This window comes from Stenotrophomonas sp. SRS1 (assembly GCF_026130205.1).
GTDB classification, from domain to species: domain Bacteria; phylum Pseudomonadota; class Gammaproteobacteria; order Xanthomonadales; family Xanthomonadaceae; genus Stenotrophomonas; species Stenotrophomonas rhizophila_B.
In genome coordinates, this window is sequence record NZ_JAINFD010000003.1 from 286,231 (window position 1) to 306,926 (window position 20,696).

Sequence of the window (20,696 nt, forward strand, 5' to 3'; positions counted from 1 at the left end):
CCATGCGTGGCTAAGGCAACTATGAGCCGGCACACAATGCATCCACGCATGGCGTGGATCTACAGGCCGTTTCCGGACGGTTACAACAGATGCGGACCGTCTTCCAGAACCTGGCGCAGGAACGGCACGGTGATGCGGCGCTGTGCCGCCAGCGATTCGCGATCCAGCCAGTCCAGCAGGCTGACCAGGCTGCCCAACTCGCGACCGGTACGGGTCAGCAACCATTCGATCGCCGCTTCATCGATTGCCAGGCCGCGTCGCGCCGCGCGCTCGCGCAGCACCGCCGCGCGCCCTTCATCATCCAGCGGCTGCAGCACCACGCGCACGCACTGCTGCAGGCGTGAGCGCAGGTCCGGCAACACCAGCCCAAGCTGGTCCGGTGCGTGCTGCGCGGTGTACAGCAGGGTGATGCCCGCCGCGCGCGCGCGGTTGTGGAAATCGAACAGCGCCACTTCGTCTTCGCGCTGCCCGGCCACGGCATCCAGCCCGTCCAGCGCGACCAGGTCGCGGCCTTCGAGCGATTCCAGCGCGGCGCGCGTACGCCCCACCACCGCCTTCAGCGGCAGGTAGGTCGGTTGACGGCCCGCCTGTTCGGCCAGCGAGCACATCGCCAGCGCCTGATGGGTCTTGCCGGTGCCCGGCGCGCCCTCCAGATACACCCAGTCGTGCGCAGCGCCCACGGCAATGGCGCGCAGCTGCGCCAGCGCACCATCCGGCGCACCGATGAACGTCTCCAACCGCTCGTCCTGCGGGTAGCGCAGGGCAAGCGGCAACTGCGGAACGACACTCACTGCGCGTCCGGCCCCTTCGGGTTGCCCACGATCACGATCTCGGGCTTGTCGACGTACGCATCGAGCACGATCGCCGATTTCTCACCGGCGTACAGATCGCTCTGGCGATAGCGCTGATGTGCATAACGCAGCAGCACGTTGCTGACCGCCGCCACCGGCAGGGCCAGCAGCATGCCGAGGAAGCCGAACAGCTGGCCACCGGCCATCACCGCGAAGATCACCGCCACCGGGTGCAGGCCGATCTTGTCGCCGACGATGCGCGGGGTCAGCACGTAGCTTTCCAGCAGCTGGCCCACCGTGAACACGACGCCGACCAGGATCAGCAGCTTCAGATCAAAGCCCTGCGCCTGGACCAGCGCCGCCGCGACCGCCATGACGATGCCGGTGGTCGCGCCGAGGTACGGAATGAAGCTGATCAGACCGGCCACCAGGCCGATCAACAGGCCCAGCTTCAGGCCGACCAGCGACAGGCCGGCGGCGTACACCACGCCCAGCGCGATCATCACCAGGAACTGGCCGCGGATGAACGCACCGAGCACTTCGTCCGATTCACGCGCCAGCTTGGTGATGGTGCCGACGTGGTTGCGCGGAATCATCGAGGCCACGCGCTCGACGAGCTTGTCCCAGTCACGCAGGAAGTAGAACGCCAGGATCGGCAGCAGCAGGATGTTGACCACCCAGGTCACCATCGTGAAGCCCGAACGCTGCACGTAGCCGAAGAAGGTCTTGGCGAAGCCGCCAGCCTGCTGCCAGTGGCTGCGGACCCACTCGATCAGCCGGTCCGGATCCATCCACTGCATGATCTCCAGCCCGGTCTTCTGCTCGAACCACGGGATGCCTTTTTCCATCAGCCACTGCTGTGCCTGCGGGATCGCCGCCACCAGGGTGGCGACCTGGCGCTCGATCATCGGCACCAAAATCAGCAGCGCGGCGGTGATCAACAGGATCATCGCCACGAACACCAGCACCACACCGGTGTTGCGCGAGCGGCCGGTGGCTTCGATCCGGTCGACCAGCGGGTCACCCAGCCAGGCAAGCGCCAGGGCCAGCACGAACGGGGTCAGGATCGGGCCGAGCAGCCAGATCACCCAGCCGGCGGCGAGCGCCACCAGCACATATTTCAACCGCCTGAGGAACTGTGCGATTTCCGCTTCGGGGGTGAGGATCATCGCAGGCGGTACTCGTTGCTGGCAGGCGGCGGCAGGGCTGAGGGGGTGGTTTCATCGATCGGGACCGGCAGCGGCGCGGTCGGCGCGATCACGCCGTTGTCGCCCAGCATGCGGTTCAACCCGGCCAGGCCGGTGGTCATCTCCAGCGACAGCTCCAGGCGATCACCCGAGGCGCGCACCGGGGTGACATTGCGGACCACGGCCGTCTCACGCAGGCCGGCGGCCAGGCGCATGTAGTCCTCGGCACTGTTCAGGCCCAGCACCACGATGGTGTACGTGCCGGCCGCACCGGTAGCGGCACCGGCCTTGGCATAGCGGCGGACCAGCGCATCGGCCGCGCCGTCGGCACCACCGGCCATGGCGCGGCGGGCGTCACTGTCCTTGGTGGTCCACTTGTTCAATTCCTTGCCGCCATCGACGAACACCCAGTCGGCCACCCAGCCGCTGCCCTGGCGGTACAACTTGCCGACCAGTTGCATCGGCGGGGCATAGCGCGAGGAGGCGCGGGCCACCGCGGCGGTGTCCTGGCGCCAGATCGCGCCGACCAGTGCCTGCTCGGCAGCGCTGCCCGAGGGCAGGCCCAGCTTGTAGCCACGCTCGATGGCACGGTTGAGCAGCGGGCGGGCCGCATTGGCCTGCTGGACGGTCACCAGGCGCGGGCCGGAGCCATCATCGATGGCCAGCCAGATCACCGGCTTGGGTCGCGGCTGCGGCCACAGCGGCAGCCCGAGGGCCGAGATCAGGCCATCGACGTCATCCTCGCGGAACCGGGCGACCAGAATCGTGCGGTAGCTCGGCGCGCCACCGGCCGAGGTGCTCTGGTCCTGGCGGTAGTCATAGCTGGCTACGTAATCCTTGGCATTGCGCAGGGCCTGCATCACCCCGGGGCGGCTCATCACGCTGCGGTCGCCCGAGAGCTTGGCCAGCACATTGCCCAGCGCCCGGGACAGGGCACCGTTGCGGTCCGAATCGGCCTGGCTGTTGACCGGGACCTCGGCCTCGTAAGCACCACTGGCACTGGCCACATCGCCTTCGGTACGAAGGCCGCTCTGGGCCATCGAGGCCACTGGCAGGCACAACGCGAGGAACATCATGAAAAAGAGGCTGCGGCGCATCAGGACTTCCATTGAGCGTATCCGGGGGGAATTGTTGCCCGAATAGGGCCTGCGCGCCAACGTGGCCTGTTAAAATCGCGCTTTCACCCCAGCGCAGCGCCGACGCCCGTGACCAATTCCCCGTCCAACCCCTCTCCCCTGACCTACCGCGACGCCGGTGTCGATATCGACGCGGGCAACGAGCTGGTCGAGCGCATCAAGCCGCTGGTGAAGCGCAGTTTCCGCCCGGAAGTCATGGGCGGGCTGGGTGGCTTCGGCGCCCTGTTCGACCTCTCCAACAAGTACCGCGAGCCGGTCCTGGTTTCGGGCACGGACGGCGTGGGCACCAAGCTGAAGCTCGCACAACAGCTGGGGCGCCACGACACGATCGGCATCGATCTGGTCGCGATGTGCGTGAACGACGTGCTGGTCCAGGGCGCCGAGCCGCTGTTCTTCCTGGATTATTTCGCCACCGGCAAGCTGGACATCGACACCGCTGCAGCGGTCGTGGGCGGCATCGCCAACGGCTGCACCGAGGCCGGTTGCGCGCTGATCGGCGGTGAAACCGCTGAAATGCCCGACATGTATGCCCCGGGCGAGTACGACCTGGCCGGCTTCACGGTCGCTGGGGTCGAGAAGAGCGAACTGAAGGACGGCGCCAGCGTGGCGGCTGGCGATGTGCTGATCGGCATCGCCTCTTCCGGCCCGCACTCCAACGGCTACTCGCTGGTGCGCCGCATCTACGACCGCGCCGGGCAGCCGGCCGATCTGGAGCTGGACGGCGGGGTCAAGCTGGTCGATGCGCTGATGGCGCCGACCCGCCTGTACGTCAAGCCGATCCTTGCGCTGTTGAAGACCCACGGCGCGGCGATCCATGGCATGGCCCACATCACCGGTGGCGGCCTGACCGAGAACATCATCCGCGTGGTACCCGACGGCCTGGGTCTGGACATCAAGGCAAACGCCTGGACCCTGCCGCCGGTGTTCCAGTGGCTGCAGAAGGAAGGCGCCGTGGCCGACAGCGAGATGTGGCGCACCTTCAACTGCGGCATCGGCTTCGTGCTGATCGTGGCCGCCGACCAGGTCGACCCGGTCAGCGCCGCAGTGACCGCGCAGGGCCTGGAGCATTGGACCATCGGTGAAGTCACCCGCGCCGACGGCGCCGAACGCGTCAAGATCGGTTGAGCCAGGTGACGGAGCCCGGCCCGGAGTTCCCTGCCCAACCGCCGTCGCTGCCCGCCGCAGCGGCGCCGGTCGTACCGGCCGCGGCGGTGGATACCTCGCAGCTGCAATTGCTGTCGGTCTTCCACTATGTGGTGGCCGGCCTGACCGCGCTGTTCTCGCTGTTCCCGCTGATCTACCTGTTGATGGGGGTGGCGGTGATCTTCGCCGCGCCGCCGCCGCTGGCGCCCGGTGAGGCGCCGCCCCCGTTCGATCCGCGCCTGCTCGGTTGGGTGTTCGTGCTGATCGGCGGCCTGGGCTGTGCGGCCGGGCTGGTGCTGGCCGGTTACATGGCCTATGCCGGGCGCTGCCTGGCGCAGCGTCGGCGTTACCTGCTGTGCATGGTGGTAGCCGGCATCGCCTGCATCTTCATGCCGTTTGGTACCGCGCTGGGCGTGTTCACCCTGGTGGTGCTGTCGCGCCCGGCGGTCAAAGCGGCGTTCCAGACCGCATGAGCAGCCGCATCGCCGTCCTCGCCTCCGGCCGGGGCAGCAATCTGCAGGCCATCCTCGACGCGATCGCCGCACAGCGGCTGGATGCCCAGGTCGTGGCCGTGCTCTCGGACAAGCCGGAGGCCTCGGCCCTGCTCAAGGTGGGCCCGGATCAGCGCTGGGCACGTTCGCCCAAGGACTTCCCGGACCGCACCACCTTCGATGCGGCGATGGCCGATGCGCTGGACGCCTTCGCGCCGGACTGGGTCGTCTGCGCCGGTTACATGCGCATCCTCGGCGCTGCCTTCGTGGCCCGGTTCGACGGCCGCCTGGTCAACATCCATCCCTCGCTGCTGCCGCTCTACAAGGGGCTGCACACCCATGCGCGCGCACTGGAGGCCGGTGATGCCGAGCACGGCGCCAGCGTGCACTTCGTGGTGCCCGAGCTGGATGCCGGCACGGTGCTCGCCCAGGCCCGCGTGCCGGTCCAGACCGGCGACACCGCCGAGGCGCTGGCCCAGCGGGTACTGGCGGTGGAGCACCCGCTGCTGATCGCCAGCCTGGCGCTGCTGGTGAGCGGTCGTGTAACTGAACGGGCAGGTCAGCTCCAGCTCGACGGTCACCCTCTGTTTAGCCCGCTACGCCTAGATTGCGCCGGACAGCTGAACCGATAAGGGTCGCGCACACACGCTGCTGATCCCGGCGCTGGCATCCTCTCCTCCTCTTCCCCCGACCGGCCCGCATGAGAACGTCTTTGTTCAAGCCCGTGCTGCTGATGGCATCCCTGCTGTGCACCGCCGCCCTTGCCCACGCGCAGGAAACGGCCACGCCCCCGTTGCCCGCCCTGCCCGCCATGGACTGGGAGGCACCGCCGCTGCAGCCGTTCACCGCCACCTACCAGGCCCTCTACAAGGGCAAGCAGGCTGGCGATGCCACCATGCGCGTCACCCGCACCGGGGGTGACCAGTGGCGCGTGGACATGCAGGTGGTTGGCCGCAGCGGTTTCGCCAGCGTGCTCGGCCTGAACCTGGAGCAGAGCACGGTGTTCGAAAACCGCAACGGCACCTATGTGCCGTTGAGCCAGAGCACCGTCCGCAAGGGCCTGTTCCTGGGCAAGAAGGTCACCGGCACCTACGACTGGCAGGCCGGTACCGCGCAGTGGCTGGGCGATCTGAAGAAGGAGCGCCGCCAGCCGATCCCGCTGCAGGCCGGCGACCAGAGCGCACTGCTGCTCAACCTGGCGATCATGCGCGATGCGCGTCCCGGCGGGCAGATGCATTACCGCTATGTGGACGTGGGCCGCGTTCGCCAGCACGACTACCAGGCCGCGCCGGACACCGAGAACGTGCCGGTTGGCGATCTGTCCTACAACGCGCTGCGGGTGTATCGCACCAACGGCGGCAATGACGAAACCATCCTCTGGATCGCCAACGGTGTCCCCACGCCGGTGCGCATCCTGCAACGCGAAGATGGCGAAGATCGGATTGATCTGCGCCTGATCGAATACCAAGGAGTCTGAGCATGACCACACTGAACCGTCCGCTGACCTGGATCGCCGCTGGCGCCCTGGCTGTCGTGAGCCTGCCCGCCATGGCGCTGCAGCCGTTCAAGGCTGACTACCAGGCCAGCTACATGGGCATGCAGGCCAATGGCACCATGACCCTCACCAGCGAAGGGGCCAGCAAGTGGCGCTACAGCCTCAACGTCAAGAACCAGCTGGCCGACCTCAGCCAGAACACCGTCTTCGAGGAAGCCAACGGTCGCCTGCGCCCGCTGAGCAGCAATGACCGCTCGGTGCTGCTGGTCAAAAAGCGCAACGTGGATGCCACCTATAACTGGAGCAGCAACCAGGCCACCTGGACCGGCGACGTCAAGCCGGACCGCCGTGGTCCGGTCGCGCTCAAGGCCGGCGACATGGACGCCCTGCTGATCAACCTGGCGATCGCGCGTGATCTGGCCGCCGGTAAGCCACTGAACTACCGCATGGTCGACGAAGGCCGTATCAAGCCGATGTCCTACAAGGTGGTCGGCAAGGAGAAGATCACCGTGGCCGGCAAGTCCTACGACGCCACCAAGGTGTCGCGGACCGATGGCAACAAGGAACTGATCGCCTGGATCGTGCCGGAGTTCCCGGTGCCGGCGCGCCTGCTGCAGCGTGAGAGCGGCAAGGATGCGCTGGATCTGACGATCAAAGGCATGAACTGACCCAAAAAAACGCCCGCTTTCGCGGGCGTTTTTTTATTCCGGCTTGGCGTCGCCGAACACCGTCCTGCAGTCCACCCGGATCTGCTGCCGCGTGTCGCGCCAGTAGTACGTGCTGCAATGGCGGTTGCCGTCGACCTTCTTCTCCACGCCGACCGCATAGAACGACTGGAACACTTCGGTACGGCTGACCGTGCCATCGGCATTCCAGTCCATGTCTTCCTGCTGGATGCCCTGGGTGATCGCGATGCCGGCGTACCAGGCGTAGCCCAGCCACGCCAGCACGATCAGTACCAGCACCAGCAGCGCCTTGCGGCGGCGGGTGAACCGGCCGCGCAGGATCATGCGGCGATACGCCGGATGGTGGCGCCCAGCGAGGACAGCTTCTCTTCGATGTTCTCGTAGCCGCGGTCCAGGTGGTAGATGCGGTCGATGGTGGTGTCACCCTCGGCCATCAGGCCGGCCAGGATCAGCGAGGCCGACGCGCGCAGATCGGTCGCCATCACCGGCGCGCCGCTGAGCTGCTCGGCACCGCGCACGATCGCGGTATGGCCTTCCACCTGGATGTCCGCGCCCAGGCGCAGCAGTTCGTTGACGTGCATGAAACGGTTTTCGAAGATCGTTTCATTGATCACACCCACGCCGTCGGCCACGCAGTTGAGCGCCATGAACTGCGCCTGCATGTCGGTCGGGAATGCCGGGTACGGCGCGGTGGTCAGGTTGACCGCGCGCGGGCGCTTGCCTTCCATGTCCAGGGTGATGCTGTCTTCGGTGGTCTCGATCTTCGCACCGGCTTCGACCAGCTTGGCCAGCACCGCGTCCATGGTGTTCGGGCGGGCCCGGTTGACCGTGACCTTGCCGCCAGTCATCGCTGCGGCGACCAGGAAGGTGCCGGTCTCGATGCGGTCAGGCAACACTTCATGACGGCCGCCGGACAGTTTCTCCACGCCTTCGATCACCAGGCGGGCGGTGCCCAGGCCTTCGATCTTCGCGCCGAGCGCGATCAGGCAGTGCGCCAGATCGGTGACTTCCGGCTCCATCGCGGCGTTGTCGAGCACCGTGGTGCCTTCGGCCAGCACGGCGGCCATCAGCACGTTCTCGGTGCCGGTGACGCTGACCATGTCGAAGGTGAAGTGCGCCCCTTTCAGACGGTTGGCCTGGGCCTTGATGAAGCCGTTCTCGACGGTGATCTCCGCCCCCAGCGCCTGCAGGCCCTTGATGTGCTGGTCGACCGGACGCGAGCCGATCGCGCAGCCGCCCGGCAGCGACACTTCGGCCGCACCGAAGCGGGCCAGCAGCGGGCCGAGCACCAGAATCGAGGCGCGCATGGTCTTGACCAGCTCATACGGGGCCACGTGCTGATTGACCGAGCGCGGGTCGACCACGATCGCGCTGCCGCGCGAGAGGGTGCCCTGGTCGATGGTGACCTTGGCGCCCAGCTCACCGAGCAGCTTCACGGTGGTGACCACGTCGTGCAGGTGCGGCACGTTGGTGATCTCCACCGGCGCATCGGCCAGCAGGGTCGCGCACAGGATGGGGAGGACAGCGTTCTTGGCGCCGGAAATGTTCACTTCACCGTGCAGCGGCTTGCCGCCGGTCACTACGATCTTGGCCATGGAATCTACTTGGAATGAGGTAGAGCCGACCATGGGTCGGCTGATTGAATCGGTGAGGTAGAGCCAACCATCACTCGGCTGACTAGCCCGCTTCGGCCGGGGTGACGGTCTTCAGCGCCAGCGCGTGGATCGCCCCGCCCATCAGATCGCCCAGGGTCGCATAGACCATGCGGTGGCGCGCCAGCGGCATTTTGCCGGCAAAGGCGTCGCAGACCACGGTGGCCTCGAAGTGCACGCCATCGTCACCCTGCACGTCCGCGCGGGCGCCAGGCAGGCCGGTTTCGATCAGATTGCGGATGGTCTCGGCGTCCAACGGGCTTTCCTAATAAAATGAGCGCTCATTCTACTCTTCCACGTGGCGCTCGCATGGCTGTCTCGCCCCAACTCCCCCATCCGGCCGACGCTGCGGCACTGGTCGCCAGTGGCCGCCGCGTGTTCGAGATCGAGCGCGATGCGCTGGGCGCGGTCGCCGAGCGGCTGGGCGAAGCGTTCAGCCAGGCCTGCCAGCTGGTCCTGCAGAGCAAGGGCCGCGTGGTCGCCACCGGCATGGGCAAGTCCGGCCATGTCGCCCGCAAGATCGCCGCCACGCTGGCCTCGACCGGCACCCCGGCCTTCTACGTGCACCCCGGTGAAGCCGGGCATGGCGATCTGGGCATGATCACCGAGGCCGACGTGGTGCTGGCGCTGTCCTACTCGGGCGAGTCCGATGAGCTGCTGATGCTGCTGCCGGTGCTCAAGCGCCAGGGCAACCGCCTGATCGCCATGACCGGCCGCCCGCAGTCCAGCCTGGCCACCGCCGCCGACGTTCACCTGGATGTCAGCGTGCCGGCCGAGGCCTGCCCGCTGGCGCTGGCCCCGACCTCCAGCACCACCGCCTCGCTGGCGATGGGCGATGCACTGGCCGTGGCCCTGCTCGATGCCCGCGGCTTCACTGCTGACGATTTCGCCCGCTCGCACCCGGCCGGCAGCCTCGGCCGCCGCCTGCTGCTGCACATCACCGATGTCATGCACAGTGGCGATGAGCTGCCACGCGTGGATATCGGTGCCAGCCTCAGCGAGGCCCTGGTGGAGATGAGCCGCAAGCGCCTGGGCATGACCGCCGTGGTGGATGCCGACAACCATCTGATCGGCCTGTTCACCGACGGCGACCTGCGCCGCGCGCTGGATACCGACCTGGACGTGCGCAGCGCGCGGATCGCCGATGTGATGACCCGCGGCCCACGCACCATTGGTGCCGATCAGCTGGCAGCCGAGGCGGCGCAGCTGATGGAAGCCCACAAGATCAACGGTTTGATGGTGGTCGATGCGCAGGGCCACCTGGTCGGCGCGCTCAACATTCATGACCTGTTGCGGGCCCGGGTGGTTTAAACCACAGTTGTCTTCCTCCATTCAGCTGAGCTGCCCCCAGACGATGCCCTACTCCCCGTTGCCCGGTTTCCCGTCCCACCTGCATGCCGCTGCCGGCCGTATCCGGCTGGCCTGCTTCGACGTGGACGGCACGCTCACCGACGGTCGGCTCTACTACGACAAGGACGGCAACGAGAGCAAGGCGTATTACGTGCAGGACGGACTCGGCCTGAAACTGCTGCAACACCACGGTATCCACCCGGTGCTGATCACCGCGCGCAACAGCCAATCCGCGCTCAAGCGTGGCGCGGATCTGGGCATCGATACCCAGATCGCGGTCGGCGACAAGCTGGCCAGCGTCAAGGCACTGTGCGAGCAGCACGGTATCGGCCTGGACCAGGTGGCCTTCATGGGTGACGACCTGCCCGATCTCGGTCCGCTGTGCGCGGTCGGCCTGGCGGTTGCGCCGGCCAATGCCCACCCGTGGATCGCCGAGCGCGTGCACTGGCAGACCCGCAGCGATGGCGGCAAGGGCGCGGCGCGTGAGCTGTGCGACGTGCTGTTGGCCGCGCAGGGCCATGTGGACGCGGTGCTGGCGAGGTTCGGCGCATGACCCTGAACCTGCGTACCACCCTGGGCATCGGTCTGCTGCTGGCGGCCGCCTTCACCGGCTGGCTGGCGCTGCATGACCGCGACAAGGGCACCGCCGAGGCGGGCGATGACGCTACCAAGGATTACGTGCTGCATGATTTCCAGATCGTGGCGCTGGACGAACAGGGCAAGGAATCCACGACCCTGCGCGCCCCGCTGCTGGAGCGCCTGCGCAGCGATGAAACGATGAACATCACCACGCCGCTGTTCCTGCTGCCCGATCAGGACGGCAACCACTGGGAGCTGCGCAGCGAGACGGGTTGGGTCAGCGCCAAGGGCGATCAACTCAAACTGATCGGCAACGTCAGCGGCGACAGCCCGAAGATCGCCAGCGTGCCGCCCACCACATTCCGCACCGATCACCTGGATGTCTTCCCGAACGAAAGCCGCGCCAAGACCGATGCCCTGGTCACCATGACCCGCCCGGGCATGAGTCAGTCCGGCGTCGGTTTCGAGCTGGATTCCAAAACCAAGACCTACCACTTCCTGAGCCAGGCCAAGGGCCGTTACACGCCCCAGCGCTGAGCCACCGCCGCCGCGGCGACGTCCCCACGGACAGGCGCCGGCAGCACAGGAAACCCCGCGATTCACCGGCCGGACTGACGTCTGGTCACGACCCCTACTCTGGCAGGACAGACCCATTCCATGAAGATCCTATTTGCAGCCGCCTGCGCGATCAGTCTTCTCGCCCCCGCGTTCGCGGCCAGCGCGAAGTCCACCGATCGCAATGAACCGATGACCATCGATGCCGGCACCCAGTCGGGCACCCTCGTCGGTGACGGCAAGACCACCCTGTCCCAGGGCGTGGTGGTGACACAGGGCACGCTCGATCTGCGCAGCGCCGATGCCGAGATCTACATGAAGGACGGCGAAGCGGTCCGCGCCGTGTTCACCGGCAAGCAGGCCAAGCTCAAGCAGCAGCTCGATGACGGCAGCTGGATGGACGCCAGCGCCGACCGCATCGATTACGACATCAAGGCCGAAGTGCTGACCATGACTGGCAACTACCAGGTCAAGAGCGCGCGCGGCACCAATGCCGGCCAGAAGATGACCTACAACACCCGCACCGGCGAGATGAACAGCGGTGGCGACGGCACGCGCGTGCGCACCGTCATCCAGCCCAAGAACAAGACCGCCGCACCGGCCGCGCCGGCCGCCAAGACCACCGTGCCGACCCCCGGGAGCAAGAAGTAATGCTCGTCGCCAAAGGCCTGCGCAAGCGCTACAAGCAACGTGAAGTCGTCAAGGACTTCGGTCTGACCCTGGAGGCCGGTGAAGTGGTCGGCCTGCTCGGCCCCAACGGTGCCGGCAAGACCACCTGTTTCTACATGATCGTCGGCCTGGTCGAGACCGATGCCGGCAGCATCGTGCTGGACGGCAAGGACATCACCAGCGACCCGATGTACACCCGCGCCAAGCAGGGCGTGGGCTACCTGCCGCAGGAGCCCTCGGTGTTCCGCAAGCTGACCGTGGCCGACAACCTGCGCCTGGTGCTGGAGCTGCGTGACGATCTGGACAAGGCCGGCCGCGAAAAGGAACTGGCCAGTCTGCTGGACGAGCTGCAGATCAACCATGTGGCCGACCAGCTCGGTGCGAGCCTCTCCGGTGGTGAACGCCGCCGCTGTGAAATCGCCCGGGCGCTGGCCGCCAAACCGCGCCTGATCCTGCTCGACGAACCCTTCGCCGGTGTCGATCCGATCTCGGTCGGTGAAATCCAGCGCATCGTCACCCACCTCAAGCAGCGCGGGATCGGGGTGCTGATCACCGACCACAATGTCCGCGAAACCTTGGGAATCTGCGACCGCGCGTATATCCTCAATGAGGGCAGCGTGCTGGCACAGGGCGCGCCGGACGAGATCCTGGCCAACGCCGACGTCCGCCGCGTCTACCTTGGAGACACCTTCAAGCTCTGATCCAGCGGCCGCCGCAACGCCTTCCTTCCGTTCGGCACAGGCATGAAAGCACGGCTGCAGACATCGATGGGGCAACACCTGGTCATGACGCCGCAGCTGCGTCAGGCGATCAAGCTGTTGCAGATGTCCAGCGCCGAGCTGGAGCTGGAAATCAACGAGGCGGTAGAGACCAACCCGCTGCTGGACTGGGCCGAGAACGCTGAACCGGCGCTCGAGGCCAGCCCCGGCGAGGACAGCCCCCCGCCCGCCCCCACCGATACCCATGCCGATGGCGAGCATCAGGTCTCGGCCAGTGATGACTGGTCGCCCGGCGAGGGCGACTGGACCAGCGGCAGCAGTGGCGGCTCTTTCGACGATGACGACAACGGCAGCGCCGCAGAACGCGTGGCCGAGACCGAATCGCTCGCCGACCACCTGCTCTGGCAGTTGCACCTGTCGCACCTGTCGGTCCGCGACCGCAGCATCGGCGCGGCCCTGATCGACGCCTTCGAAGAGGACGGCTACCTGCGCGAGCCCTTGGCGACCATCGCCGAAACCCTGCGCCCGGCGATCCAGGCCGACGAAGCCGAAATCCTGACCGTGCTGCACCAGATCCAGCGTTTCGACCCGGTCGGGGTCGGTGCGCGCACGCTGGGCGAATGCCTGGACCTGCAGCTGCTGGTGCTGCCCGCCGACACCCCCGGCCTGGCCCTGGCCCGCCGCATCGCCGATGGCCCGCTGGAGCGCCTGCCACGCAGCGGTGTGGCCGGGATCGCCCACGAGCTGCGCGAGCCGGTGGCCGAGGTGGAGGTCGCGGTGCAGCTGCTGCGTTCGCTGGATCCGCGCCCCGGCACCCAGATCGGCGAGCTCTCCCACGACAGCTACGTAGTACCGGACTGTGTGGTCTGGCGCCAGAACGGCGTCTGGCGTGCCGCGCTGGCCGGCCATGCCGGGCCCAAGGTGGTCATCCACCGCGGCTACGAGCAGATGATCCGCCGCTGCGGGGAGGCCGACGCCGGCTACATGCGCGCCCACCTGCAGGAGGCGCGCTGGCTGCTCAAGGGCCTGGAGGCCCGCGGCGAGACCCTGCTGCGGGTGATGCGCTGCCTGCTCGACCAGCAGGCCGCCTTCCTGGAATTTGGCGAACAGGCGCTGCGCCCGCTGACCCTGCGCGAGGTGGCCGGCGAGTTGGGCCTGCACGAATCCACCATTTCACGCGCGATCGCCCGCAAGTACGTACGCACCCCGCGCGGCACGCTGGCGTTGCGCGCCTTCTTCGCGTCGGGCATCGATACCGACAGCGGCGGCGAAGCCTCCAGTACTGCCATCCAGGCGATGCTGCGGCGCCTGATCGATGATGAGAACCCGCGCAAGCCGCTTTCTGACGCCAAGCTGGCTGACCTGCTCAAAACCTCGGGAATACCGGTAGCGCGACGCACCGTAGCGAAGTATCGTGAAGCCATGAACATTTCCGCCTCGCACGAAAGGGTAAGAATCGTCTGACGCTCCACCGCGCCTGGCGGGAAGGTTCATTGGCACATCCGAACAAAGGAGAAACCCGATGCACATCGAGACGTTTGGCAAGGACCACCTTGAGATCACCCCGGCTCTGAACGAGTACGTGGAGACCAAGCTGGAACGGCTGAGGAAGCACTTCGACCAGCACTGCGAGGTTCGCGTGCAACTGTCGATCCGCAAGCCGGAGCACCATGCCGATGCGAGTGTGAATGTTCCCGGGCAGACTCTGCACGCGGACGCCAGCGGCCCCACCATGTACGCCGCGATCGACATCCTGGCCGACAAGCTCGACCGTCTGGTCATCAAGCACAAAGAGAAAAAGCAGCAGCACGCACCGCAACCGCTGCCGGTGGGCGACAATGAGGGCTGATGCCCTCGTTTCCACCCCGACATGCCTCTGACTGATCTTCTGGCGGCCGTCCGCACGCAAGTGCTGCCGGCCGCCGATCGCGACAGCGTGCTGAAGGCCGCAGCCCGCCTGCTGGCCTGCCGCGAAGCCAACGCCGAGCTGCTGTACCAGAACCTGTGCCAGCGCGAGACGCTGGGCAGCACCGCGATCGGCCACGGCATCGCCATTCCACACGGCCGTGCCCCCCTGCTTGAACGCCCCCGCGGCGCCCTGCTGCGGCTGGAATCGCCGGTGGAATTCGGCGGCGATGAACCGGTCGATCTGGTTTTCGCGATTGCCGTGCCCGCGCACTACACCCATCAACACCTGATGCTGCTCTCCGAGCTGGCCGAGCTGTTCTCCGAGCCGGCCATCCGCCAGGCGCTGCGCGAAGCGCGCGACGGCGACGAGCTGCGTCGGGTCATCGAATTCCCCCCGCCGGCGAGTGCCGCATGAATACCAGCATCACCGCGCGCGAACTGTTCGAACAGCAGCGTGACCGCCTGAGCCTGCGCTGGGTCGCCGGCCAGCAGGGCGAGCGCCGTGAGCTGGAGGCCGGCAACAAGGTCTCTCGCCGTCCTTCGCTGGCCGGTTACCTCAACGCGATCTACCCGAACAAGGTGCAGATCCTCGGCACCGAGGAACTGTCCTGGCTGGACTCGCTGGACTCGCGCCAGCGCTGGGAGACCATCGAGCGGATCATGCAGTCCCATCCGCTGGCGCTGGTGATCACCCGCAACCAGTCCTGCCCGGAAGACCTGCGCGCGGCCGCGGACGAATCGCAGACCCCGCTGTGGATTTCACCCAAGCGCGGCCACGAACTGCTCAACCACCTGTCCTACCACCTGGCGCGCACGCTGGCGCCGCGGGTGATCCTGCATGGCGTGTTCATGGAGATCTACTCCATCGGCGTGCTGATCACCGGTGAAGCCGGCTCGGGCAAGAGCGAACTGGCGCTGGAGCTGCTCAGTCGCGGCCACCGCCTGGTTGCCGACGATGCCCCTGAGTTCACCCAGATCGCCCCTGACGTGCTCGACGGCACCTGCCCGGAGCTGCTGCAGGACCTGCTGGAAGTCCGCGGCCTGGGCGTGCTCAACGTGCGCGAGATGTTCGGTGATACGGCGGTAAAGAAGAACAAGTACCTTCGGCTGATCGTCCACCTGACCAAGCCGATGACCGAGCCCACCCCTTACGGCTATGAACGCCTGACCGGCGACTCGGGTACCCGCCACGTGCTGGACCTGGATGTGCCGCTGATCACCCTGCCGGTGATGCCCGGCCGCAACCTGGCCGTGCTGACCGAAGCCGCCACGCGCCTGCACATCCTGCGGACCAAGGGCATCGACCCGGCCGCGATGTTCATCGCCCGCCACAGCAACATGTTGGAACGCCGCACGCCATGACCACACCCGCCCCCGCCTCCGCCCCGACCGCCGCCACCCTGATCATCGTCAGTGGGCTGTCCGGGTCCGGCAAGACGGTCGCGCTGAAGACCTTCGAAGACCTCGATTACTACTGCTCGGACAACCTGCCGATCGACCTGCTGCCGGATTTCGTGCGCAGCCTGCTGGGCGATCCGGGCCGCGAGGCCCCGCGTCGGCTGGCGGTCGGCATCGACGTGCGTGCGCAGAGCGATCTGACCCAGCTCTCGCACTGGCGCGAAGATGCCAAGGCGGCCGGCCTGGATGCGCAGCTGCTGTTCTTCGATGCCACCGATGAAACCCTGCTCAAGCGCTACGCCGACACCCGTCGCCGCCATCCGCTGAGCCAGCTCGGGCTGTCGCTGCCTGAAGCGATCGCCCGCGAGCGCGAACTCACCGCGCCGCTGCGCGCCGCCGCCGATGCGGTGATCGACACCAGCCACCTCAACGTGCACCAGCTGCGCCGCAAGGTGGTCACCGAATTCGCACTGGCCCACGGCAACAAACTCTCGCTGCTGTTCGAATCGTTCGCCTACAAGCGCGGCGTGCCGGCCGAAGCGGACTTCGTGTTCGACGTGCGCGTGCTGCCCAATCCGCATTGGGACCCGGAGCTGCGCCCGCTGTCCGGTCGCGATGCCGGGGTGCGCGAGCATCTGGACGAACAGCCCGATGTGCAGCGCTACGCCGGCCAGCTGGTCGATTTCCTGGACACCTGGCTGCCGCGGCTGGGCAATGACACCCGCAGCTATGTGACCGTCGCCTTCGGCTGCACCGGCGGCAAGCACCGCTCGGTGTACATGGCCGAGCGCATGGCCCGCCATGCCCGCGATCAGGGCTGGCCGGAAGTGGCCACCTTCCACCGCGAACTGGACTGAATGCGGCAGTGCCGGCGACGGCCGGCATCGACACGCTGAACCGCGGAACACAGCAGTCTTTCACGCGTGCTATCGCCAATTCATGTTGACCTGTTAACGTTCGGGAATGACCTGTGGCATTCTCCTCGTAACTCATCCCGGTGTCGGCACGGCCCTGCTGGACGTGGCGACCCGTCTGCTGCGGCACCTGCCGCTGAAGACCGAAGCTTTCGAAGTACCGTTCGACGCAGATATGGACGTCCTGCTCCCGCTCGCCTCGGCCGCTTTGCGCCGGGTGGACAGTGGCCAGGGCGTGCTGATCCTGACCGACCTGTACGGCGCCAGCCCCAGCAATCTGGCCGGGCAACTGGCTCGTCTGGGCACCCCGGCTCGCCGGGTTTCGGCGCTGAGCCTGCCGATGTTGATGCGGGTGATGAATTATCCGGAACAGGGACTGGATCAACTGCCTGCCACAGCCGCGGCAGGCACTCGCAATGGAGCGATTGTCGACGATGCTTGAACGTGAACTCACTGTTTCCAACCGCCTGGGCCTGCATGCCCGCGCCACTGCCAAGCTGGTGCAGGAGCTGGCGCCTTTCCGCTGCAATGTGACCATGGCCGCCAAAGGCCGTGAGATCAATGCCAAGAGCATCATGGGCGTCATGCTGCTGGCCGCCGGCCAGGGCACCCCGGTCACCGTGCGCATCGAGGGCGAAGACGAAGTCGCCGCGATGGACGCGGTGGTCGCCCTGTTCGAGCGGCGTTTCGACGAGGACAACTGAGCATGGGGGGGCAGCCGCGATCGGGATCCTCCGCACCGGCCCGGACCGCGTCCGGGGCGATGCTGTTGTCCGGCCACGGTGCCTCCCGCGGTAACGCCCTGGGCCGTGCCCGGGTGCGCCTGCCGCATGCCCTGGAAGTGGCCGAGCAGCGCATTGCGCCGGCCAAGATCGAGGCTGAGCTGGAGCGCCTGCACGTGGCCGTGGAAGCGGCCCGTGGCGAAATGCACGAGCTGCGCCAGCGCCTGCATGGCGCGCTCAACCAGGAGGTCGGCGAATTCCTCGACCTGCATGCCCTGCTGCTGGATGATCCCGAGCTGCTGTTCGGCCTGGACGAACTGATCCGCAATGGCCCGTACAGCGCCGGCTACGCCTTGCGCGTGCAGCGCGACCGCCTGGCCAAGGTCTTCGATGGCATGGACGATGCCTACCTGAAGAGCCGCATGGACGATCTGGACCATGTGATCGGGCGCATCCATGCCTTCCTGCAGAAGCGCCCGCCGGACGTCAAAGGCATGGCCGGCGAGATCCTGATCTGCGACAACATCGCGCCCTCCGAGCTGGCCCAGCTGCAGGCCCACGGCGTGGTCGGCATCGTCACCGCCGGGGGCAGCGCGCTCTCGCACAGCGCGATCCTGGCGCGCAGCCTGCACCTGCCGTTGATCGTCAACGTCCCCAACGTGCTGCAGAAGGTCGCCGACGGCGACGTACTGATCATGGACGGCAGTGATGGCACGGTCACCATCAACCCCCAGGCACAGGACCTGCGTGACTACCGCGTGCGGCTGCGTGAGCACGCGCGCGAGCAGCGCGAACTCGGGCGCCTGCGCACCAAACCCAGCCGCACCCGCGACAACGTCGATATCGCCCTGCTCGCCAATGCCGAGTCCAGCGAAGACGTCACCCAGGCGCATGCGCTGGGCGCACACGGGCTGGGCCTGTACCGCACCGAATTCCTGTTCCTGCAGCGCAACGAGCTGCCGGACGAGCAGGAGCAGTTCGAGACCTACCGCGATGCCGCCCTGGGCATGAGCGGTCGGCCGGTCACCATCCGCACCCTGGACCTGGGCGCGGACAAGGCCGACCGCACCGGGCTGACCCTGAGCAACGAAGAAAACCCGGCACTGGGCCTGCGTGGCGTGCGCCTGTCGCTGGCGCGGCCGAAGGTGGCCGACACCCAGCTGCGCGCGATCCTGCGCGCCTCGGCCTACGGCAAGCTGCGCATCCTGATCCCGATGGTCAGCACCCGCGAGGAAATCCTTGCGGTCCGCCGGCGCCTGGCCAAGCAGGCCGAGCTGCTGCGCGCGGAAGGCCACGAAGTGGCCGAGCACATCCCGTTCGGCGCGATGATCGAAGTGCCGGCCGCCGCGATCGCGCTGGAGAGTTTCATCGATCTGGTCGACTTTCTCTCGATCGGCACCAACGATCTGGTCCAGTACCTGCTTGCCGCCGACCGGAACAACGAGGCAGTCGGCGAGCTGTACTCGCCGCTGCACCCGGCGGTGGTGCGCCTGCTCGCGCACATCCTGCGCACCGGCCAGGCGTACAACATTCCGGTGGCGGTCTGCGGCGAGATCGCCGGCGACCCGCTGATGACCCGCCTGCTGCTGGCCCTGGGGCTGACGGAATTCAGCCTGCACCCGGGCACCCTGCTGGAAGTGCGCCGCGCGGTGCGCGACAGCGATCTGTCGGTGCTGCAGGCGATGGCGCCCAAGCTGCTGCAGGCACGCGACCGCCGCGGCATCGAACGCTGGATCGAGAAGGCCGGCCTCCATCGGTAGGTATCGACCGTTGGTCGATACGCGCCTGACCGCGCGACGTCGCAGGCGCGGCACGACCAACGGTCGCGCGCTACCCGATTGACACACAAGCGCGCGATAATGACGCGGTGACCACCGCCCATGCCGCATCCTCTACCGGATAGCGGCCTTTTTCTTTTTCCGCAGGAGCTGCGCATGGCCGAAGCCGTACGCCACGACAAGACGGCGCGCCAGCTGCGGCTGTTGTCCGATGCACTGGACAGCGGGCGGTTGGGTCCGGTCCGTCGATTGGTCAACACCCTGGCACCGGCGGAAATCGGCAACCTGCTCGAATCGCTGCCCCCGGGCAAGCGCGAGATCGTCTGGGGCCTGGTCGATCCGGAAGACGACGGTGAAGTGCTGGTCCACGTCGGCGAGGAAGTGCGCGAAAGCCTGCTGGCCGACATGGACCCGGACGAGATCATCGCCGCGGTCGAAGATCTGGACATCGATGACCTTGCCGATCTGGTCGAAGATCTGCCGGACACGGTCATCGATGAAGTGCTCAAGTCGATGGACCGCGAGAACCGCGAGCGGCTTGAGCAGGTGCTGTCGTATCCCGAGGACAGCGCCGGCCGCCTGATGAACCCGGACGTGGTGACCGTGCGCGCCGACGTCAATGTCGATGTGGTGCTGCGCTACCTGCGCCTGCGCGGCGAACTGCCCGACCACACCGATCACCTGTTCGTGGTCAGTCGCCGCCATCAGTACCTGGGCCGCCTGTCGCTGGCCGCGCTGGTGACGCACGAGGACAACACCCCGATCAACCGCCTGATCGATGACGAACAGCCGGCGATCGATGTCGGCGAGAGCGCCGATGAAGTCGCGCGCCAGTTCTCCGATCATGACTGGGTGTCCGCCCCGGTGGTGGACGACAACAACATCCTGCTCGGCCGCATCACCATCGATGACGTGGTCGACATCATCCGGTCGCAGGCCGAGCACCAGGCGCTGGGCGCCGCCGGTCTGGACGAAGAGGAAGATCTGTTCTCGCCGATCAAGCGCGCCGTACGCGGCCGCGTGGTCTGGCTGGGCATCAACCTGTGCACCGCGTTCCTGGCAGCCAGCGTGATCGGCCAGTTCGAGCTCACCCTGCAGAAGGTGGTGGCGCTGGCCGTGCTGATGCCGATCGTGGCTGGCGTCGGCGGCAATGCCGCCGTGCAGGTGCTGACCCTGATGGTGCGCGGCATCGCGCTGGGCCAGGTCGGCCAGAGCAATGCGCGCATCCTGCTGTGGAAGGAATCGCGCGTCGCGCTGATCAATGGCACCCTGATCGGTACCGTGGTCGGCATCATCGCCTACCTCTGGTTCCACAGCTTCCTGCTGTCGCTGGTGATCACCCTGGCGCTGATCATCAACTTCTGCGCCGCGGCCCTGGCCGGTGTGCTGCTGCCGCTGCTGCTCAAGCGCATGAACGTGGACCCGGCCGTGGCCGGCACCGTGGTGGTCACCGCCGTCACCGACGTCATGGGCTTCTTCAGTTTCCTCGGCCTGGCCAGCCTGATCCTGCTGCACTGACCCTG

The 20,696-nt window shown here is 67.1% G+C and carries 25 protein-coding genes; 19 read left to right on the forward strand and 6 right to left on the reverse strand.

Annotated features, from left to right (window positions below; genetic code table 11):
* Positions 1–80: 80 nt before the first annotated feature.
* The 3 genes from hda to K4043_RS11990 are packed head-to-tail and all read right to left on the reverse strand — an operon-like array spanning position 81 to position 3,075.
* Positions 81–791 (reverse strand): DnaA regulatory inactivator Hda, encoded by a 711-nt coding sequence (gene hda, locus K4043_RS11980; protein WP_019185422.1) that lies wholly within the window; start codon positions 789–791, stop codon positions 81–83.
* Complete coding sequence (locus tag K4043_RS11985) at positions 788–1,960, reverse strand: AI-2E family transporter (RefSeq protein WP_123728572.1); 1,173 nt, start codon at positions 1,958–1,960, stop codon at positions 788–790. The genes hda and K4043_RS11985 overlap by 4 nt, the downstream gene beginning before the upstream one ends.
* The gene (locus K4043_RS11990; RefSeq protein WP_184997019.1) at positions 1,957–3,075 is read right to left on the reverse strand and encodes a DUF2066 domain-containing protein; all 1,119 of its coding nucleotides are present in this window, start codon (positions 3,073–3,075) and stop codon (positions 1,957–1,959) included. The genes K4043_RS11985 and K4043_RS11990 overlap by 4 nt, the downstream gene beginning before the upstream one ends.
* Before the next feature lie 138 nt (positions 3,076–3,213).
* On the opposite strand from K4043_RS11990, the gene purM reads away from it, so the two are divergent.
* From purM to K4043_RS12015, 5 genes are all read left to right on the forward strand, one after another.
* Positions 3,214–4,239 (forward strand): phosphoribosylformylglycinamidine cyclo-ligase, encoded by a 1,026-nt coding sequence (purM, locus tag K4043_RS11995; protein ID WP_265309808.1) that lies wholly within the window; start codon positions 3,214–3,216, stop codon positions 4,237–4,239.
* A gap of 47 nt (positions 4,240–4,286) precedes the next feature.
* The gene (locus K4043_RS12000) at positions 4,287–4,730 is read left to right on the forward strand and encodes a hypothetical protein (protein WP_123729683.1); all 444 of its coding nucleotides are present in this window, start codon (positions 4,287–4,289) and stop codon (positions 4,728–4,730) included.
* Positions 4,727–5,380 (forward strand): phosphoribosylglycinamide formyltransferase, encoded by a 654-nt coding sequence (purN, locus tag K4043_RS12005; protein WP_265309479.1) that lies wholly within the window; start codon positions 4,727–4,729, stop codon positions 5,378–5,380. The genes K4043_RS12000 and purN overlap by 4 nt, the downstream gene beginning before the upstream one ends.
* A 101-nt stretch (positions 5,381–5,481) precedes the next feature.
* The gene (locus K4043_RS12010) at positions 5,482–6,225 is read left to right on the forward strand and encodes a DUF3108 domain-containing protein (protein ID WP_260232218.1); all 744 of its coding nucleotides are present in this window, start codon (positions 5,482–5,484) and stop codon (positions 6,223–6,225) included.
* Between the two features lie 2 nt (positions 6,226–6,227).
* Positions 6,228–6,911, forward strand: coding sequence for a DUF3108 domain-containing protein (locus K4043_RS12015; RefSeq protein ID WP_265309480.1), 684 nt, complete (start codon positions 6,228–6,230; stop codon positions 6,909–6,911).
* Positions 6,912–6,944: 33 nt separating this feature from the next.
* On the opposite strand, the gene K4043_RS12020 is transcribed toward K4043_RS12015, so the two are convergent.
* From K4043_RS12020 to K4043_RS12030, 3 genes are all read right to left on the reverse strand, one after another.
* Positions 6,945–7,253 carry an EF-hand domain-containing protein gene (locus K4043_RS12020; protein WP_123728566.1) on the reverse strand — a complete coding sequence of 103 codons (309 nt, stop codon included), beginning with the start codon at positions 7,251–7,253 and terminating at the stop codon, positions 6,945–6,947.
* Positions 7,250–8,524 (reverse strand): UDP-N-acetylglucosamine 1-carboxyvinyltransferase, encoded by a 1,275-nt coding sequence (gene murA, locus K4043_RS12025; protein WP_123728565.1) that lies wholly within the window; start codon positions 8,522–8,524, stop codon positions 7,250–7,252. Before murA ends, K4043_RS12020 begins: the two co-directional genes overlap by 4 nt.
* Positions 8,525–8,606: 82 nt before the next feature.
* The gene (locus K4043_RS12030) at positions 8,607–8,837 is read right to left on the reverse strand and encodes a BolA family protein (RefSeq protein ID WP_088432818.1); all 231 of its coding nucleotides are present in this window, start codon (positions 8,835–8,837) and stop codon (positions 8,607–8,609) included.
* 53 nt (positions 8,838–8,890) lie between these two features.
* Here K4043_RS12030 and K4043_RS12035 point away from each other — a divergent pair, with 53 nt between their 5' ends.
* From K4043_RS12035 to mgtE, 14 genes are all read left to right on the forward strand, one after another.
* Positions 8,891–9,892 (forward strand): KpsF/GutQ family sugar-phosphate isomerase, encoded by a 1,002-nt coding sequence (locus K4043_RS12035; protein ID WP_123728564.1) that lies wholly within the window; start codon positions 8,891–8,893, stop codon positions 9,890–9,892.
* 43 nt (positions 9,893–9,935) lie between these two features.
* A complete protein-coding gene (locus K4043_RS12040; protein WP_123728563.1) occupies positions 9,936–10,484 on the forward strand; it encodes an HAD hydrolase family protein in 549 nt (182 codons plus the stop codon).
* Complete coding sequence (gene lptC / locus K4043_RS12045; RefSeq protein ID WP_123728562.1) at positions 10,481–11,047, forward strand: LPS export ABC transporter periplasmic protein LptC; 567 nt, start codon at positions 10,481–10,483, stop codon at positions 11,045–11,047. Before K4043_RS12040 ends, lptC begins: the two co-directional genes overlap by 4 nt.
* Before the next feature lie 120 nt (positions 11,048–11,167).
* Complete coding sequence (lptA, locus tag K4043_RS12050; RefSeq protein ID WP_123728561.1) at positions 11,168–11,716, forward strand: lipopolysaccharide transport periplasmic protein LptA; 549 nt, start codon at positions 11,168–11,170, stop codon at positions 11,714–11,716.
* Positions 11,716–12,435 (forward strand): LPS export ABC transporter ATP-binding protein, encoded by a 720-nt coding sequence (gene lptB, locus K4043_RS12055; RefSeq protein WP_088432823.1) that lies wholly within the window; start codon positions 11,716–11,718, stop codon positions 12,433–12,435. The genes lptA and lptB overlap by 1 nt, the downstream gene beginning before the upstream one ends.
* Positions 12,436–12,477: 42 nt before the next feature.
* On the forward strand, positions 12,478–13,917 hold the full coding sequence (locus K4043_RS12060; RefSeq protein WP_123728560.1) for an RNA polymerase factor sigma-54: 1,440 nt from the start codon (positions 12,478–12,480) through the stop codon (positions 13,915–13,917).
* A gap of 58 nt (positions 13,918–13,975) precedes the next feature.
* Positions 13,976–14,302, forward strand: coding sequence for a ribosome-associated translation inhibitor RaiA (raiA, locus tag K4043_RS12065; RefSeq protein ID WP_046274055.1), 327 nt, complete (start codon positions 13,976–13,978; stop codon positions 14,300–14,302).
* Positions 14,303–14,323: 21 nt separating this feature from the next.
* Positions 14,324–14,776, forward strand: coding sequence for a PTS sugar transporter subunit IIA (locus tag K4043_RS12070; protein WP_121043141.1), 453 nt, complete (start codon positions 14,324–14,326; stop codon positions 14,774–14,776).
* Positions 14,773–15,723 carry an HPr(Ser) kinase/phosphatase gene (hprK, locus tag K4043_RS12075; protein WP_019185403.1) on the forward strand — a complete coding sequence of 317 codons (951 nt, stop codon included), beginning with the start codon at positions 14,773–14,775 and terminating at the stop codon, positions 15,721–15,723. The genes K4043_RS12070 and hprK overlap by 4 nt, the downstream gene beginning before the upstream one ends.
* Complete coding sequence (rapZ, locus tag K4043_RS12080) at positions 15,720–16,616, forward strand: RNase adapter RapZ (RefSeq protein ID WP_183073811.1); 897 nt, start codon at positions 15,720–15,722, stop codon at positions 16,614–16,616. The genes hprK and rapZ overlap by 4 nt, the downstream gene beginning before the upstream one ends.
* 106 nt (positions 16,617–16,722) lie before the next feature.
* Positions 16,723–17,115, forward strand: a complete 393-nt coding sequence (locus K4043_RS12085) for a PTS sugar transporter subunit IIA (protein ID WP_019185401.1) — start codon at positions 16,723–16,725, stop codon at positions 17,113–17,115.
* The gene (locus K4043_RS12090) at positions 17,108–17,377 is read left to right on the forward strand and encodes an HPr family phosphocarrier protein (RefSeq protein WP_121043139.1); all 270 of its coding nucleotides are present in this window, start codon (positions 17,108–17,110) and stop codon (positions 17,375–17,377) included. Before K4043_RS12085 ends, K4043_RS12090 begins: the two co-directional genes overlap by 8 nt.
* A 59-nt stretch (positions 17,378–17,436) precedes the next feature.
* Positions 17,437–19,155: a phosphoenolpyruvate--protein phosphotransferase gene (gene ptsP / locus K4043_RS12095; RefSeq protein ID WP_265309481.1), complete on the forward strand. Its 1,719-nt coding sequence runs from the start codon at positions 17,437–17,439 to the stop codon at positions 19,153–19,155.
* Positions 19,156–19,329: 174 nt separating this feature from the next.
* Positions 19,330–20,691 (forward strand): magnesium transporter, encoded by a 1,362-nt coding sequence (gene mgtE, locus K4043_RS12100; RefSeq protein WP_123728558.1) that lies wholly within the window; start codon positions 19,330–19,332, stop codon positions 20,689–20,691.
* Positions 20,692–20,696 lie beyond the last annotated feature (5 nt).